At 63.3% G+C, this 15,010-nt stretch carries 14 protein-coding genes; 6 read left to right on the top strand and 8 right to left on the bottom strand.

Annotated elements, in window-relative coordinates:
* Window positions 1-16 precede the first annotated feature (16 nt).
* From NLM33_RS01290 to NLM33_RS01265, 6 genes are all read right to left on the bottom strand, one after another.
* Window positions 17-745 carry an SDR family NAD(P)-dependent oxidoreductase gene (locus NLM33_RS01290; RefSeq protein ID WP_254093982.1) on the bottom strand — a complete coding sequence of 243 codons (729 nt, stop codon included), beginning with the start codon at window positions 743-745 and terminating at the stop codon, window positions 17-19.
* Between the two features lie 26 nt (window positions 746-771).
* Window positions 772-2,388 carry an ATP-dependent acyl-CoA ligase gene (locus NLM33_RS01285; protein ID WP_254093980.1) on the bottom strand — a complete coding sequence of 539 codons (1,617 nt, stop codon included), beginning with the start codon at window positions 2,386-2,388 and terminating at the stop codon, window positions 772-774.
* A 7-nt stretch (window positions 2,389-2,395) separates the two neighbouring features.
* Window positions 2,396-2,872 carry an aromatic-ring-hydroxylating dioxygenase subunit beta gene (locus NLM33_RS01280; protein WP_254093978.1) on the bottom strand — a complete coding sequence of 159 codons (477 nt, stop codon included), beginning with the start codon at window positions 2,870-2,872 and terminating at the stop codon, window positions 2,396-2,398.
* Window positions 2,869-4,209: a Rieske 2Fe-2S domain-containing protein gene (locus tag NLM33_RS01275; protein ID WP_254093976.1), complete on the bottom strand. Its 1,341-nt coding sequence runs from the start codon at window positions 4,207-4,209 to the stop codon at window positions 2,869-2,871. The genes NLM33_RS01280 and NLM33_RS01275 overlap by 4 nt, the downstream gene beginning before the upstream one ends.
* A 20-nt stretch (window positions 4,210-4,229) precedes the next feature.
* A complete protein-coding gene (locus tag NLM33_RS01270) occupies window positions 4,230-5,180 on the bottom strand; it encodes a PDR/VanB family oxidoreductase (protein WP_254093975.1) in 951 nt (316 codons plus the stop codon).
* A gap of 227 nt (window positions 5,181-5,407) precedes the next feature.
* A complete protein-coding gene (locus NLM33_RS01265) occupies window positions 5,408-6,307 on the bottom strand; it encodes a GNAT family N-acetyltransferase (protein ID WP_254093974.1) in 900 nt (299 codons plus the stop codon).
* A gap of 232 nt (window positions 6,308-6,539) precedes the next feature.
* Here NLM33_RS01265 and NLM33_RS01260 point away from each other — a divergent pair, with 232 nt between their 5' ends.
* From NLM33_RS01260 to NLM33_RS01245, 4 genes are all read left to right on the top strand, one after another.
* Window positions 6,540-7,463, top strand: a complete 924-nt coding sequence (locus NLM33_RS01260; RefSeq protein ID WP_254093973.1) for a glyoxylate/hydroxypyruvate reductase A — start codon at window positions 6,540-6,542, stop codon at window positions 7,461-7,463.
* Window positions 7,464-7,532: 69 nt separating this feature from the next.
* Window positions 7,533-7,826, top strand: coding sequence for a cupin domain-containing protein (locus NLM33_RS01255; RefSeq protein ID WP_254105616.1), 294 nt, complete (start codon window positions 7,533-7,535; stop codon window positions 7,824-7,826).
* 58 nt (window positions 7,827-7,884) lie between these two features.
* On the top strand, window positions 7,885-8,928 hold the full coding sequence (locus NLM33_RS01250) for a tartrate dehydrogenase (RefSeq protein WP_254093972.1): 1,044 nt from the start codon (window positions 7,885-7,887) through the stop codon (window positions 8,926-8,928).
* Window positions 8,929-8,943: 15 nt separating this feature from the next.
* Complete coding sequence (locus NLM33_RS01245; RefSeq protein ID WP_254093971.1) at window positions 8,944-10,401, top strand: NAD-dependent succinate-semialdehyde dehydrogenase; 1,458 nt, start codon at window positions 8,944-8,946, stop codon at window positions 10,399-10,401.
* A gap of 66 nt (window positions 10,402-10,467) precedes the next feature.
* Here the strand turns inward: NLM33_RS01245 and NLM33_RS01240 are convergent, their stop codons facing one another.
* Both NLM33_RS01240 and NLM33_RS01235 read right to left on the bottom strand, forming a co-directional pair.
* Window positions 10,468-11,742, bottom strand: a complete 1,275-nt coding sequence (locus tag NLM33_RS01240; RefSeq protein WP_254093970.1) for an FAD-binding oxidoreductase — start codon at window positions 11,740-11,742, stop codon at window positions 10,468-10,470.
* A gap of 16 nt (window positions 11,743-11,758) precedes the next feature.
* Entirely contained in the window at window positions 11,759-12,427 is a 669-nt protein-coding gene (locus NLM33_RS01235) for a haloacid dehalogenase type II (protein WP_254093968.1), read from the bottom strand.
* 175 nt (window positions 12,428-12,602) lie between these two features.
* Between NLM33_RS01235 and NLM33_RS01230 the strand changes: the two genes are divergently transcribed.
* Together NLM33_RS01230 and NLM33_RS01225 are read left to right on the top strand one after the other, a co-directional pair.
* Window positions 12,603-13,445 carry a GNAT family N-acetyltransferase gene (locus tag NLM33_RS01230; protein WP_254093966.1) on the top strand — a complete coding sequence of 281 codons (843 nt, stop codon included), beginning with the start codon at window positions 12,603-12,605 and terminating at the stop codon, window positions 13,443-13,445.
* Window positions 13,446-13,457: 12 nt separating this feature from the next.
* Complete coding sequence (locus NLM33_RS01225) at window positions 13,458-14,837, top strand: aspartate aminotransferase family protein (protein WP_254093965.1); 1,380 nt, start codon at window positions 13,458-13,460, stop codon at window positions 14,835-14,837.
* Window positions 14,838-15,010: the final 173 nt, after the last annotated feature.

Here is a 15,010-nt window from a genome sequence, read left to right as displayed (position 1 = left end):
GGATCATGCTCTACGGTCAGGGACCGAGTCCGACGAGGCTGGTGCCGCCGCAGACATAGAGCACCTGCCCGGTCACGAAGTCCGAGCGCTCGTCGAGGAAGAAGCTGATCGCATGGGCCACGTCCTCGCGTGAGCCGAGCCGCCCGACCGGAACGTTGCGCGCCATCCGCTCCTGCTGCTCGGACCCCTTCGGGATGACGCCCCAGAAATTGTCGGTCAGGATCGGGCCGGGCGCGACCACGTTCACCGTGATTCCGCTCGACGCCAGCTCCAGCGCCCACGTCCGCGCCATGCCGTGCACGCCGGCCTTGGTGGCGGAATAGGCCGAGCGCGTGGCCGCGCCCATGGCGGCGCGCGAACTCACGAACACGATCCGCCCGAAGCGGCGCGAACGCATTCCCTCCATCGCCGCCTGGGTCAGCAGCATCGGCGCGCCCAGGTGCAACTGCGCCAGCGTCAAGATGTCTTCCGGCTTCGCGTCGGGCAGCAGGTTCGGCAGGATGATGCCCGCATTGTGCACGAGACAATCGACGGCATGATCCCGGCAGATCTCCTGCGCAATCGCCCGCGTCTCCGCGATGCTGGTCAGGTCGGCGCGATAGGACGTGAGCAGATCGTGGGTCCAGTCCGGCTTCTCCAGCCCGACCGAGACGACCCTCTGTCCTTTGTCGACGAGCTTCTTCGCCAGCGCTTCGCCGATCCCCGAATTGCCTCCGGTGATGAGTGTGGTGCGGGTCTGGCTCATGATCGGCTCCCTGCAAACGGCATGTCTCAAACCTGCCGCCGCTTGAGATCGCGGAGATCGAAGAACGCGCCATCGCGCATCAGCTTCGCGACGAAATCCTTCAGTCCGCCGCGCTGGATCTTCTCGGTCGCGGTCAGCGGAAGTTGATCGACGAAGCAGATCCAGCCCGGCGCCTTGTAATAGGCCATCTGCTCGAGGCTCCAGCCTACGATGTCTTCGGCGAGCGCGCGGTCGGCACCGGCCTGCTCGGCGATGATGACAGCCGCGACCTCGTCACCCCGCACCTGATCGGGCGTCGCGGCGACCGCGGCCTGCCGGATCGCAGGATGGCGGTTCAGAACGGATTCGACCTCGACCGCGGCAATGTTCTCGCCGGAGCGCCGGATCACGTTCTTCTTGCGATCGACGAAATGAAGGTCGCCATCCGCATCGCGCGACACGATATCGCCGGTGCGGAGCCATCCGTCCTTCCAGGCCTCGGCGGTCGCTTCCGGATTCTTCAGATACTCCCTGAAGAAGCCGTAGCGCGGGTCGACACCCGCGCGCCGCACCAATAGCTCACCCGGCGTTCCCATCGGCGTATCGTTGCCGCCATCGTCCACGATCCGAACATCGACTTCGGGCGCCGGATGGCCGAAACAGCTCGTGCCAACCTTGCGCGGCTCGACGTTCGCGGCAATCACGCCGCCGCTTCCGGTCTCGGTCATCGCCCAGGCCTCGAGCAGCGGAAAGCCGAAGCGCGCCTCGAATGGCGCGTGCAGCAGCTTGTCCACGCCTGCGCCGAAGCCGAACCGCACGGTGTGCGCGCGATCCTGCGCAGACGGCGGCGCGCTCATCAGCATCGAGGGCATGACGCCGAGATAATGCAGGCAGGTCGCCCGGCTGTCCCGCACCGAATTCCACCACGTGCGCGGATGGAAGCGATCGAGCATGGTCAGGCTGCCACCGACCGACAGCATCGCCATCAGCGAGACCGCCATCGCGTTCATATGGAACAGCGGCAACGGCGTGATCATCCGCTCGCCATCGCCCTTCAGATCGATCAACCCGCCGACATCACGATACCAGTTTCCGGAATGCAGGAAATAGGTGTTGGTGAGCACACAGCCCTTGGGCTGGCCGGTCGTTCCCGAGGTATAGAGCAACGCGCATTCGGTCGAGCCGTCACCCGCACTCGCCGGCCGCGGGCCGCCGAACGGAGCCGGAATGTCGCCGCTGTCCGTCACCACCGGAATCGGCCGGCCGGCCTGGCGCGACGCCGTCTCGACCTCGTCGCGCCGTTCAGCGAGGACAAATGCCGCATTCATCTCGGAATGCGCGATGATGTATTCGAGCTCGCTGAGGCGCAAATCCGGGTTGATCGGCACCACGGAAACACCGAGCGCGTTCAGCGCGAACCACAGCTCGACGAAGACCGGCCGGTTCTGGAGCAGAAGCCCGACCCGATGGCCTTCGCCATAGCCGCGGTCCGCAAACGCCGTGCGCCAGCGCTCCACCCGTTCGAGCATGGCACGATATGAAATCTCGCCGGCCGCGATGCCGTAGATGTCGGCTGTCTCCGGCAGGACATTGAGAAAGCCGGCCTCCCCCCGACGGAGGGCGATCTCGCGGAAGCGGGCATGGACTGTGGATGCAGCGGTCAAGGCATACTCACATGAAGAGCTGGATATTGCCGAACGGCGCGTCGAAATTGACGAGATCGACGCGCTTGAGCTTGATCTTCAGGCTATCGCCGACCTGGACCAGATCGTGCGACGCCCACCCCGAATAGCGCTCCAGCAAGTCGCCGCGCGTCTCGGTGTAGATGTAGGATGTCCGCGCCTTGAACACGCCGCCCGCGGCGTCGCACGCAACGATCTGCGGCGCCTGCAGCAGATGGTGGCAACGGCTCTTCGGCTTCTGGCTGAAGGTACGCTCGCCGGCCAATCGCTCGACGCGCACTTTCAGCAGCAACAGGTCTTCGTACATCAGCGAGGGCTGAAGCACCGGATCCTGCTGCTGCCATTCGAGCGGCATCCAGTAGCGGCCCTCGGGATGAAACAGATCGAGCCACGCCTGCCACTGCATCGTGTCGAGAAGCTCGGCCTCTCGATAGATGAAATCCGCGATGGTCTTCTCGTTGATCATTCCGCGGCCTCGACGTGCTTGTCCATGTCCATGGTCATGAATTTGGCCCAGGCATGAAACTGGTTCCGCATCTGGCGCTCCGACGTGCCATTGATGACCGCAGTGACGTCCTGCTCTTCGTTACTCTCGTAGAGCCGGCGCAGATTGACCCATTGATTGCCGTTGGACTTCAGCCCCTCCTGGGCGCGCTCGTACATTTCGAGATCGTCATGCCCGACGATCGAGGTCGGCGCGTTGATGAAGCGGTTGTACATCAGCGCACGCTCATAGAGCTTGTCGGGCGCGCCGACCAGACGATAAACCCAGCTCTCCACCAGCGTCTTGTCCACCGCGATCGGGATGAAATTGCGAACAATCTGCACCGCACCCTTGACCATGATGTTCGGGAAATAGACCGTGTTGTGCCGGACCTCTCCCAGGATCTCGTGAGCCCGCTTCTCGCCATAGGCTGCGACCATCTGGCCTAGATAGCCGTCGATGTCCGAATAGTTGGAATGGATGGAATTGGCGACGCCGGTGTGACCATGGCCGTTCGGCCAGATCCGGATGCCGCTCTGCTCGTAGAACTCGTACGGGCTCATGAAGGGCCCGTAGAGCTGCACGGCCATCGGCGTCTCCGTGGAGTCGCCCTGCTCGCGCTTCCAGACCTTGACGGCGGTGCCGGCCGAGCTCTCATGCGCCACCATCGGATGGCAGGTATCGGTCTGGTTCTCGACCAGCATCTTCCAATTACAGGTGTGCATGTAGCGGATCGGCGCGGCCTCGATGGCCAGCTTCCCCTCCGGCGAACGGTCGACCATGTTGTCGATCGTCGACAGGCTTTCGCCAAAATAGTCCTCGAAGGAGACGCCGCTGTCGCTCAGTCGCGCGAAGATGAAGTCGCGATAGATAACGACGTTCTTGACCTTCGATAGCCCCTCGTTCGCCTGAGTGTCCGTGAAGCCGGTTCCCTCGTAGCCCTTCTTCAGGGGGATCGCGAGCAGCGAGCCGTCGGTCTTGAACGACCAGGCATGATAGGGACAGCGGAAGAACTTGCCGGTATTGCCGCAGGGCTCGGAAGCGATCTTCACGCCCTTGTGTGGACAGCGGTTGTAGAACACGTGGATGGAGCCGTCGGTATGGCGGCTGGCCATGACCGGTTGCCGGCCGATATTGGCGGTGATGAAATCGCCGGGCTTCGACAACTGGCTGGCATGCCCGACATAGATCCAGCTATTCGGGAACAGATGCTCCATCTCGAGCTCGAAGATTTCTTGGTCGACATAGACGTCGCGATGCACCTCGGCGTCACGCACCAGCCGCTCGATCGCGCGGGCATTATTTCCGTACTTCGCCATGGCGCCCCCTTGCCTCCCCGTTAGAGATCCAACACGAGCCGTTCCGATTTCGCACGCGACACGCAGATCTGCATGACCTTGTTGGACGCTTTCTCGTCGTCGCTGAGAATGACGTCGCGATGATCGGGCACGCCTGCGATCACGCCACACTGGCAGATGCCGCAATCGCCCCGCTGGCAGTCGTAGAGGACGTCGAGCCCTGCCGCCTCCAGCGCCTGGATGATGCTCTGATCTGTGGCAACCGTAATGACCTGCCCTGTCGACTTGAGCTCGACCTCGAACGGCTTGTTGGGAGAGCCGGGCTGCTCCGCCTTGAACAGCTCGAAATGGATGCGATCTGCCGGGACGCCCCTGGAGAGCGCGCCCGCCTTCACCGCATCGATCATGCCCGCAGGGCCGCAGACGTAGACGTGAGCATCTGCGGGCGCATCGCCGAGCGCCGCCGCGACATCCAGGCGGGACTCATCGCTGTCGTAGTGAACCGCCAAGCCTTTTGAACAGATCGCCTGCAACTGCGGCAGGAAGGCCAGCCGCCCCGGCGTTCGTCCGGCATAATGCAGGCGGTATGGAATTCCCCGCGCGTTCAGCTCCGCAGCCATGGACAGGATCGGCGTGACGCCGATGCCGCCGGCGAACAGCAGCGCCGGCGCGGATCCTCCCTGCAGAGGGAAATTGTTGACCGGTGCGGTCGCTCTCACGATGTCGCCGGTTTTCAGCGCATGCATGAACTGCGAGCCGCCGGTCGACATCTCCTCACGCAACACCCCCAGCGCGACAGCGCCTTCAGCCAGGCCCGGCAAAGCCATCAGGGAATACGGCCGATCCCCCCCATTCGGGAGCGACACGCGGATGTGCGCACCCGCTTGCCATCGCGGCACGGCACCGCCCTCCACGCCGAACACAAGGCTCCGAATGAACGGCGTCTCCGCAACAACCGACTGCACCTTGAGCTTGAGCGGATGCGTGTCCATTCAGGCATCTCATAATATATGAATTTGCATATTTTTATACATGTAATAATTGACTGTCAATCGTCGTTGCGGGGCTGGAATTGCAATAAGACGGCGCCGGCCGACGCATTCCCCGACTTCGATCCGTCCGGAATGGACGATCGCGGTTCCTTCCAGCTACGACTTCGATCTGCCCAGGGAATGCCAACTGCACAAGGCCGGCATGGCGGACGCCCAATGATTTTGGCTTAACCGAGCGCTTGGCTTGCGAGCCCGTAAGTTACGGGCTGCTTTCCAGATCGGATATTCGGATCACGAAAATCTCCTCCCAGCGACATCGTGGTAACGGTGTCGAAAAAGGCAAGGCCTGACCGGGCCAGGAAGGAGCTGAACTCGCCCTCGGCGAGGTGCGTGTCGAGCCTCAGAAACTCTCCTTCATGGGCGGCGACATGCGGCGCAATCACCACGATCGCGTCCGCGTCGTTTGACGCGACCACCGGCCCCACGACATGCCCCCGCCCGAACGGGCGGCACAGCGCGAAGGCCTCGAGGCGACCGTGCCGGTAGAGCGCGAATCCCACCGATTGCGGAAGTAGAGCAGCAAGCAGCGTCCGGCGCGAAGCGCCGAACGCTTGCGCATCGAGTTCGGCGATGGCCGGCAGATCCCCCGCGTCCAGACGACGTAGCTCGGCTCCTTCGAGAGGGCCCGGCATCTCGCCGGATCGTGCCTCGCCTTGACGTTGGAACACCGTTCGCTCGGTGCGAAAGCCGAGCGAGCGATAGAGCTTGTGCGCCGCGCGCGTGGCGTTGAGGCGGAGATTGCGTCCCCTGCACGCGGACTGAACGCGCTTCATGAGCCACCGGGCCGTGCCAAGCTCCTGAAGGCGGGGTGAGGTGATGACCATGCCGACGGTGGCAAAATCCGTCCCATGGGGAAACCACATGGCCGATCCCAGCACCCGTCCGATTTCATCGTGAACCACGATGCCGTAGCCCATCTCACGCAAAAACTGCCAGTCCTCGGGCCGGTGCGGCCAGCCGACGCCGATCGAGAGGGTGTAAAGCTGCTCGAGTTCGACCGTATCGATGTCGACGGCGCGCGCATCGAAAGCATCGATCGTGAGCGAACTGGTCGTGCGGGGCTTCATGTCTCCCCCTGATCGGCCTGACATGGGTCGAAGCCGCTACTCCTGGATGGGCTCCAAGGCTCCGGTCAGTCTCAGCATAAACCGAGCCTCGCCGCAGATTACGTTTCAGAACAGCCGCCGTACGAAACAATCCACCAAATCGCGGTCGCATTCGGCACCGGTTGGAAGCTCGGTCCGGTAGCATGGCTCAACCCGGCGAGATCGCCATTCCCTGTGCGACCAAATTCGACACATGACATTTCTCTTCAATTCCGACGCGCAGCGCGGAGCGGTTTTTCGTGAGGCCTTCGCCCGCGAACTCCCGCACCTGCCATTCGCGATCGGTCCGGCCACGGTCGATCCCGACGGCGTACGTTACATCATCAGCTGGACCGTGCCGGAGGCGCTCGAACGGTACCGCAAGCTTGAAATCCTGTTTTCAGTCGGGGCCGGCATCGACCAATTTCCGATCAAGGCGATTCCGTCCGAGGTGAAGGTGGTCCGGATGGTGGAAGACGGCATCATCCGGATGATGCAGGAGTATGCCACCCTCGCAGTGCTGGCGCTCCACCGCAACCTTCCGGCCTATCTTGATTTGCAGCGGCGACACGAGTGGCGGGCCTTGCCGCAGAAGCAGGCTGCCGACCGGCGGGTCGGGCTGCTCGGGCTTGGCGTGCTCGGCTGCGCCGTGCTGGAGAGCCTGAAGCCCTTCGGCTTTCGCCTGAGCGGCTGGAGCCGATCGGACAAGACGATCGAGGGCGTTGCAACATATTCCGGCCAGGCCGGTCTCAACCAGATGCTCGGTGAGACCGACATCCTCGTCTGCCTGCTGCCTCTCACCGAGGCCACGCATGGGATCCTGGATCGCGAACTTTTTGCGCGGCTGCCAAAAGGCGCAGCCCTCGTCCATGCAGGGCGTGGCGCGCAGCTCGATCACCTTGCGCTGCTGGCCGCTCTGGATGCCGGCCAGCTCGCCGGCGCCGTCATCGACGTCACAGAACCGGAGCCTCTGCCTGCCGATCATGGCTTCTGGGCCCACCCGAAAGTGCTGCTGACCCCGCATGTGGCAAGCGCAACCCAGGCGGATACCGCCGCGCGCGCAGTCATCGACAACATCAAGCGATATGAGGCGGGCCTCGATCTCATCGGGCTCGTGGATCGGACCCGTGGTTACTGAAAGGAGCCAAACTTGCTGCTGAAACTGATCGATCCCAACCCGGCTTTCGCCCCGAAGGAATCCGGCCCCATGCCGGAGCGGCTCATTGCCGGCGCTCCCCACTACAAGACCTGGGCGCAAGACATGGCCAAGGGTGAGCTCGTGCATACCGGCGTATGGGAAGCGACGCCGGGCGAAACGCGCTCCATCAAGGGGGAAACTTTCGAGTTCTGTCACATCCTCGCCGGTGTGATCGAGATTACGCCGGACGGCGGCGCCCCGCTCACGTTCAGAGCCGGCGACAGCTTCGTCATGAAGCCGGGATTCACCGGCGTCTGGAAAACCATCGAGACCGTCCGCAAGATCTACGTCACGGTGTCATGAGTCCGAGCTGCACCAACCACCGCTCGAGCAGCGTGCTCATCCACATCCAGGAGCTTTCGTGAAGAATTACGCAATCGCACTCATTCCCGGTGATGGGATCGGCCGCGATGTGACAGAAGCCGCATGGACCGTGCTCGAGGCTGCCGCCAAGCATTCGGGCTTCGTGCTCAATGGCACGAGATTTCCGTGGTCCTGCGCCTTCTACAAGGAAACGGGCGCAATGATGCCTGCTGATGGCATCAAGACGCTGCAGGGGTTCGATGCCATTCTGCTCGGCGCGGTCGGCTGGCCGGCGGAGGTACCCGATGCCGTGTCGCTGCACGGTCTCCTGCTGCCGATTCGCAAGGGATTTACGCAGTACGCCAATGTTCGGCCGCACCGCCTGCTCCCGGGCGTCAACGGCCCGCTGAAGGCAACCGAGTTCGACATTCTCTGCATCCGCGAGAATACCGAAGGTGAATATTCGGGCGCCGGCGGACGCGTGCATCAGGGCACCTCCGCCGAGATCGCGGTCGAGACCTCGGTGTTTACGCGCGCCGGCGTGGAACGAATATTGCGATTCGGATTCGACCAGGCGCGCAAGCGACGCGGAAAACTTGCCTCGGTCACCAAGTCGAATGCCCAAAAATACTCGATGGTCTTCTGGGACGAGGTGACACGGCTGGTCGCCGCCGACTATCCGGATGTCGAATGCATGAGCTACCACGTGGACGCGCTTGCTGCCCGCATGGTCATGGCGCCGGAGAGCCTCGACGTTGTCGTCGCATCCAACCTCTTCGGCGACATCCTGACCGATCTCGGCGCCGCCATCCAGGGCGGACTCGGCTTTGCCGCCTCGGCCAACGTCAACCCGGACCGCAGCGCTCCTTCGATGTTCGAGCCCGTTCATGGCTCGGCACCGGACATCGCCCATCTCGGCATTGCCAGCCCGATCGCGGCCATCTGGTCCGGGGCGATGATGCTCGAGCATCTGGGCGAGACTGACGCCGCAATACGCATCATGGCGGCGCTGGAGGCCACTACGTCCCGTGGCATCGGCACGGTGCCAGGCAAAGAGCGCACCGAGGCGATCACCGCAGCCGTGCTTTCCCGTCTCTCCTAATCGAAGGATCAGCAGATGCAGAAGCTGAACGACAAAGAGCTCTTCCGCCAGCAGGGCTTGATCGGCGGCCAATGGCTGGGAGCGCTCTCGGAAGCGACGATCGACGTGATCGACCCGGCAACGCAGGCCATCCTTGGCACCGTACCGAATATGGGGCGGGACGACGCGCACGCCGCTATTGCCGCGGCGGCCAAGGCCTACGCCACCTGGCGTGCGAAGACCAACGCCGAGCGCGCCGCGCTTCTGGAAGCCTGGCATGGGCTCATGATCGCGCATCTGGACGATCTGGCGCGCATTCTGACGCTCGAACAGGGCAAGCCGTTGGACGAGTCCAGGGGCGAGATCCGCTACGGTGCCTCCTTCGTCAAATGGTTCGCGGAGGAAGCCCGGCGTATCGGCGGCACGACGATCCCCTCGCCGACGCCCGATCGGCGCATCGTTGTTCTCAAGGAGCCGGTGGGCGTGTGCGCAATCATCACGCCCTGGAATTTCCCGAACGCCATGATCACGCGCAAGGTGGCTCCCGCGCTCGCGGCGGGGTGCACCGTCGTGATCAAGCCGTCGGATTTCACGCCCTATTCGGCGCTGGCTCTCGGGGTGCTGGCCGAGCGCGCCGGAATTCCCGCCGGCGTCATCAATATTCTCACCGGCCTGCCGACAGAGATCGGCGCGGAGATCATGGCCAACGAAACAGTGCGCAAGATCTCGTTCACAGGCTCGACGCGCATCGGCTCGCTGCTCATGCGCGGCGCCGCAGACAGCGTCAAGCGGCTGAGCCTCGAACTCGGCGGAAATGCGCCCTTCATCGTCTTCGACGATGCCGATCTCGACCTCGCGGTCGAAGGTGCGATCATGTCGAAGTTCCGCAATGGCGGCCAGACCTGCGTTTGCGCCAATCGGATCCTCGTGCAAGCCGGCGTCTATGATGCCTTCGCGGACAAGCTCGTCGCCCGCGTCGAAAAGATGAAGGTGGGATCAGGTCTCGAACCCGGCGTGGCGATTGGACCGATGATCAACGAGGTGGCGATCAGCAAGATCAACCGCCACGTCGCCGACGCGCTGTCCAAGGGCGCCCGTATTGCCGCCCGACCGGTGACGCAGCCCAAGGGTCCGCAATTTACCGCACCGATCGTCCTGACCGAGGCGACCACCGATATGGTGCTGGCGCACGAAGAGACATTTGGTCCTGTCGCGCCTCTCTTCCGCTTCGAGACCGACGAGGAGGCGATTGCGATTGCAAATGCGACGCCCTTCGGCCTGGCGGCTTATTTCTATACCAGAGACCTGAAGCGCTCCTGGCGTGTTGCGGAGGCGCTAGAAGCCGGCATGATCGGTCTCAACACCGGCATGGTGTCGACGGAGGTGGCCCCTTTCGGCGGTGTCAAGCAATCCGGCTTGGGGCGCGAGGGAGCGCAGGTCGGGATCGAGGAATATCTCGAGATGAAGACCTTCCACATCGGCGGGTTGGGCTAGTCTAGGCGACGACGGAACGACGGGGGCGTATGCTCGCGCCCTCTCCGCTCGCACCGCGAGGCGGGACTATTGAAGGCGATCAAGCATCTTGTAGTACATCCCCACCAGCGGCAGGAACCATGGCTTGCCGAAATGGCCGGGCACCGCGGGCCAGTCGAGGCCTTTCGTCGGGTTTTGATCTTCGTGTCCCAGCATCGCATCGGCGATGATCATGCCGAGATGGGTCGACAGCTGCGCACCATGGCCGGAATAGCCCATCGCATACCATAGCCCGTCCTGATAGCCGGCGCGCGGGTAGCGATCGCTGGTCATGTCGACGAGCCCGCCCCAGCAATAGTCGATCGGGATGCCGGCGAGTTGCGGGAAGGTTCGCGTGAGACTGTCGATGAGCACGGCGCCACTCTTGGCGTCGGAACGCTGATCTGATGTCGCCGAAAAGCGCGCGCGGCCGCCGAAAATCAGGCGATCGTCGGGTGCCAGCCGAAAATAATTGCCGACGTTCATCGAATTGACGCACGTGCGGTTGCCCGGCATGGTGGCCGCGATTTCGGCCGCGTCCAGCGGACGGGTCGCTATGATGAAGCTGCCGACGGTGATGATGCGCCGACGGAAGTAGGGAAAGTTCGGTGTGGTGTAGGCGCCTGTCGCCAGCAGCACCTGATCGGCGGTGACGCTGCCACGAGGCGTCGTCAAGCGGTGGCGCGATCCTTCCGGCACCTGCGCGGTGACCGGAGCCTTCTCGAAGATGATCGCGCCGCGGCGTTTGGCCGCCTCGGCCAGTGCGACGCCATAGCGCCCCATATGCATCATCGCGCTCTTCTTCGAGAGCATCGCGCCAAAGAAGGGCGAACCGATCTCCGAGCTTAGATCCTGGGGCGACAGCAACGCGGTGTCCGGATCCACCTCGCGATGGACCGCTTCGAAGTTCCGCGCGATGGCATCGAAGTGCTTGGGCTTGGAGGCGAGCTTCAGCTTGCCGGCACGGCGGAAGTTGCAGGCAATGCCCTCCTCCGCAATGAGCGCCTCGAGCGTGTCGATCGAGGCATCAAGTGCGCGGTAAAGCGCGATGGCTCGCTCCGTCCCCAACTCCGCCTTGGCGGCAAGATAGCTGTGGGCCAGACCGTTGTTGAGATGTCCACCGTTGCGGCCCGATGCTCCGCAGCTCACCCGGTCTGCCTCCAGGACAACGACCCTGGTTCCTGCCTTCGCGAGCTGGCGCGCGGCTCCCAGGCCCGTGAAGCCGCCACCGATCACCGCGACGTCATAGTGCCCCTCGACGGGACCTTCGGCGCCGCCGGAGAAGTCTGGTGCGGTATCGTGCCAGTAGGAGACGTATTTCACCGCAGATCCCGCCAGCTCAGAGTCCGAACACGCCTGGCAGGCCGCCGATGTCCTTGATTTCAACGTAGCCGTAGTAGGGATTCGCGGGCTCGTGCCCCCGATTGACCCACACCTTGTTCTTGATGCCGAGATCATGAGCGGTCATCAGGTCGTAGCGGAAGGACGATGAGCAGTGCACCACGTCCTCAGGCCCGCAGCCCAGCGTATCGAACATATACTCGAACCCCTTCATGCGAGGCTTGTAGGATCGAGCCTGTTCGGCGGTGAGTGCGGCGTGAAAAGGCGCTCCAAGCTTCGCCACGTTGGAAGGAAGTTGCGCATTCATGGCGTTCGAGAGGATGACGAGCGGAATCTCCTTGGCAACCTTGGAAAGCCCGGCAGGAACGTCGGGATGCGGCCCCCAGCTCGGCACGCGGTCATAGACCATCTGCGCATGCTCGGCCTTGAAGGCAACGCCATTGCGCTTGCATGCGCGCTCCAGCGCATTGTGGATCACGTCGGCATAGGGTTTCCAGTCGCCGAGAATTTCGTCGAGCCGATACGCCGCGAAATCCCGCACGAGCGCAGCCATCTGCGGTTCGGGTAGACGCGCGCGATAGAGATCCTGCGCCGCTTCCGCCATCTGGAAATTCGTCAGCGTGCCGTAGCAGTCGAAGGTCACGAATTTAGGACGAAACTGGCTCATCATCCCTATCCTGGTGTACTCGCGCAATGTCAGAGCCGCAACAATAGAGCACTCGTGCGGCATAAGATGCGGCTTTTCCGCTGGCTGCGGTGGAAGATATCGTTCGCGCGGCGGCCTTCAGACGATCTGCACGTCGCCAAAATACGAGACTGGCGCCGGACAGGAAAACGACTCGATGACCCAGAGCACCATCTCGCTCACCGCCTTCCGCCCCGAACATCTCGAAGGTGCGTTGCGCCTTTCACGTCAAGCCAAGTGGCCGCACCGGCTCGAGGACTGGCAACTGGCACTCGACCTGAGCGCGGGATTCGTCGCGCTGGACGCGAATGCTTCGACCGTTGTCGGGACGGTTCTGATGACGCCCTACCAGCGGGATGTCGCAACCATCAATATGGTCATCGTCGATGAAGCCGCTCGTGGACGCGGATTGGGCCGTCAGCTCATGGAGGCAGCCATCGCGCTGGCGGGAGAGCGTGCGCTGAGGCTCGTTGCAACGAGTGAAGGCCTGCCGCTCTATCAGAAGCTCGGCTTTTGCCGAACCGGAACAATCGTCCAGCATCAGGGACACGCCTTGCGTGTCACCTTGCCCGCCAATGTCCGGCCGGCAGAGCCTCGCGATATCCCGGAGATCCTCGCGCTCGACAGGAGCTCATACGGTGCTGGCCGGGAAGATCTGCTCCGTGCCCTCGTGAAGGTCGGCCATCTCGCGGTGCTCGGTGATGGCCAAAGGATCGCCGGATTTGCGGCGTCACGCGCCTTCGGCAGAGGTGAGGTGATCGGTCCTGTTGTGGCCGCGAACGCGGACGGCGGGAAGGCTCTGCTCGCCTATTTCATGGCCGGGCGGGAAGGACGCTTCGTTCGCGTGGATACTGCCGAGGCCTCTCAATTGGAAGCCTGGCTCACGGACAAGGGCCTCGTCCCGGTGGACGAGGGCATTGTCATGCAGCGCCCCGTCGTTGCCCGGTCCAGCGGCGCGACATTCACGGCATTCGCCCTCGCCAGCCAGGCTTTTGGATAAGCGGAGACCTTGATGCTCAGCAATTCACTCATCGAGCTCGATCGGGCTCATCTCGTCCACCCCGTCACATCCTACCGGGGGCATGAGGCGGCCGGCGTCAGGGTGCTGAAGTCGGCCAAGGGAGCGACCGTGACGGACGCTTCCGGACATCAGCTCATCGACGGCTTTGCCGGGCTCTGGTGCGTCAATGCCGGCTATGGGCATGAGAGTATCGTTGCGGCCGCTGCCAGGCAGATGCAGGATCTTCCCTACGCAACGGGCTATTTCAGCCTCGGCTCGGAGCCGGCGATCCGGCTCGCCGCGGAATTGGCGCAGCGAGCTCCCGGTGACCTGAACCACGTCTACTTCACGCTCGGCGGTTCGGATGCAGTCGACAGCACGGTCCGCTTCATCCGTTACTACTGGCACGCCCGCCGCGAGCCGCAGCGTGAGCATTTCATCACCGTCGAACAGGGGTATCACGGCTCGTCGGCCGTCGGCGCCGGGCTGACGGCCCTGCCCGCTTTCCATGCCGGGTTCGGCTTGCCGTTCAACTGGCAGCACAGGATTCCGTCGCACTATGTCTATCGCAATCCAGCCGGAGCGGACGGGGACGCCATCATCGCAGCCTCGCTGGCTGCGCTCGATGCGAAAATCGAGGAGATCGGAGGCCCGCAACGCGTCGCCGCATTCTATGCCGAGCCGATCCAGGGCTCAGGCGGTGTGCTCGTGCCGCCCAAAGGCTGGATGAAAGCGATGCGCGCGCGGTGCAAGGACTATGGCATCCTCTTCGTTGCGGACGAGGTCATCACCGGGTTCGGCAGGACCGGACCGCTTTTCGCGTGCAGCGAGGACGAAATCGTCCCGGACCTCATGACCGTCGCCAAGGGATTGACCTCTGGATACGTGCCGATGGGCGCGGTGTTCCTGTCGGATCATGTCTACGACACGATCGCCGATGCGGCGGGTTCCAGCGCCATCGGCCACGGTTATACCTACTCCGCGCATCCGGTCAGTGCCGCGGTCGCCCTTGAAGTGCTGCGTCTCTATGAAGACGGCTTGCTCGCGAATGGTGCTAAGGCGGGTGCACGTCTGATGGCGGGCCTTCAGTCGCTAAGGGATCATCCCCTTGTCGGGGATGTGCGGGGCCGTGGCATGCTTGCCGCCATCGAACTCGTCACCGACAAGCAACGCAAGACACCGCTTCCCGCCGCAGCCGAACCAGCAAAGCGCATTTTCGATCGCGCCTGGAAACACGGCCTCGTCATCCGGGCTTTCCCGACAGGCGTGTTGGGCTATGCCCCGCCGCTCTGCTGCTCGGAGTCCGATATCGACGCCATCATCGAGCGCACCGCCAGGACGCTCGACGATACGCTGGCCGATGCCGAAGTTCGCGCCGCACTGCAATATTAGTAGGCATGCACAATGGGGCGGCTGCAAGCAGGTCCGAAATACTAGAAACCGAGGCATCTTCGCAATTTTGTGCCGCGGTCCGTGGTTTTTTCGGCCACAGCCGCGGGACTATCCTGCCAGACTTCGACCGCGGGAAAGAATGCAGTCCTTAAGGGGCGCCGCGGCCTGGTCGT

The organism is Bradyrhizobium sp. CCGUVB1N3 (genome assembly GCF_024199925.1).
Classification (GTDB): domain Bacteria; phylum Pseudomonadota; class Alphaproteobacteria; order Rhizobiales; family Xanthobacteraceae; genus Bradyrhizobium.
This window is presented reverse-complemented; position numbering and strand designations above follow the sequence as displayed.

Coding starts and splice junctions, on each gene's coding strand:
- NLM33_RS01260 (WP_254093973.1), top strand. CDS start 6,540: ATGACATTTCTCTTCAATTCCGACGCGCAGCGCGGAGCGGTTTTTCGT.
- NLM33_RS01230 (WP_254093966.1), top strand. CDS start 12,603: ATGACCCAGAGCACCATCTCGCTCACCGCCTTCCGCCCCGAACATCTC.
- NLM33_RS01225 (WP_254093965.1), top strand. CDS start 13,458: ATGCTCAGCAATTCACTCATCGAGCTCGATCGGGCTCATCTCGTCCAC.
- NLM33_RS01255 (WP_254105616.1), top strand. CDS start 7,533: ATGCCGGAGCGGCTCATTGCCGGCGCTCCCCACTACAAGACCTGGGCG.
- NLM33_RS01270 (WP_254093975.1), bottom strand. CDS start 5,180: ATGGACACGCATCCGCTCAAGCTCAAGGTGCAGTCGGTTGTTGCGGAG.
- NLM33_RS01245 (WP_254093971.1), top strand. CDS start 8,944: ATGCAGAAGCTGAACGACAAAGAGCTCTTCCGCCAGCAGGGCTTGATC.
- NLM33_RS01290 (WP_254093982.1), bottom strand. CDS start 745: ATGAGCCAGACCCGCACCACACTCATCACCGGAGGCAATTCGGGGATC.
- NLM33_RS01265 (WP_254093974.1), bottom strand. CDS start 6,307: ATGAAGCCCCGCACGACCAGTTCGCTCACGATCGATGCTTTCGATGCG.
- NLM33_RS01280 (WP_254093978.1), bottom strand. CDS start 2,872: ATGATCAACGAGAAGACCATCGCGGATTTCATCTATCGAGAGGCCGAG.
- NLM33_RS01235 (WP_254093968.1), bottom strand. CDS start 12,427: ATGAGCCAGTTTCGTCCTAAATTCGTGACCTTCGACTGCTACGGCACG.
- NLM33_RS01275 (WP_254093976.1), bottom strand. CDS start 4,209: ATGGCGAAGTACGGAAATAATGCCCGCGCGATCGAGCGGCTGGTGCGT.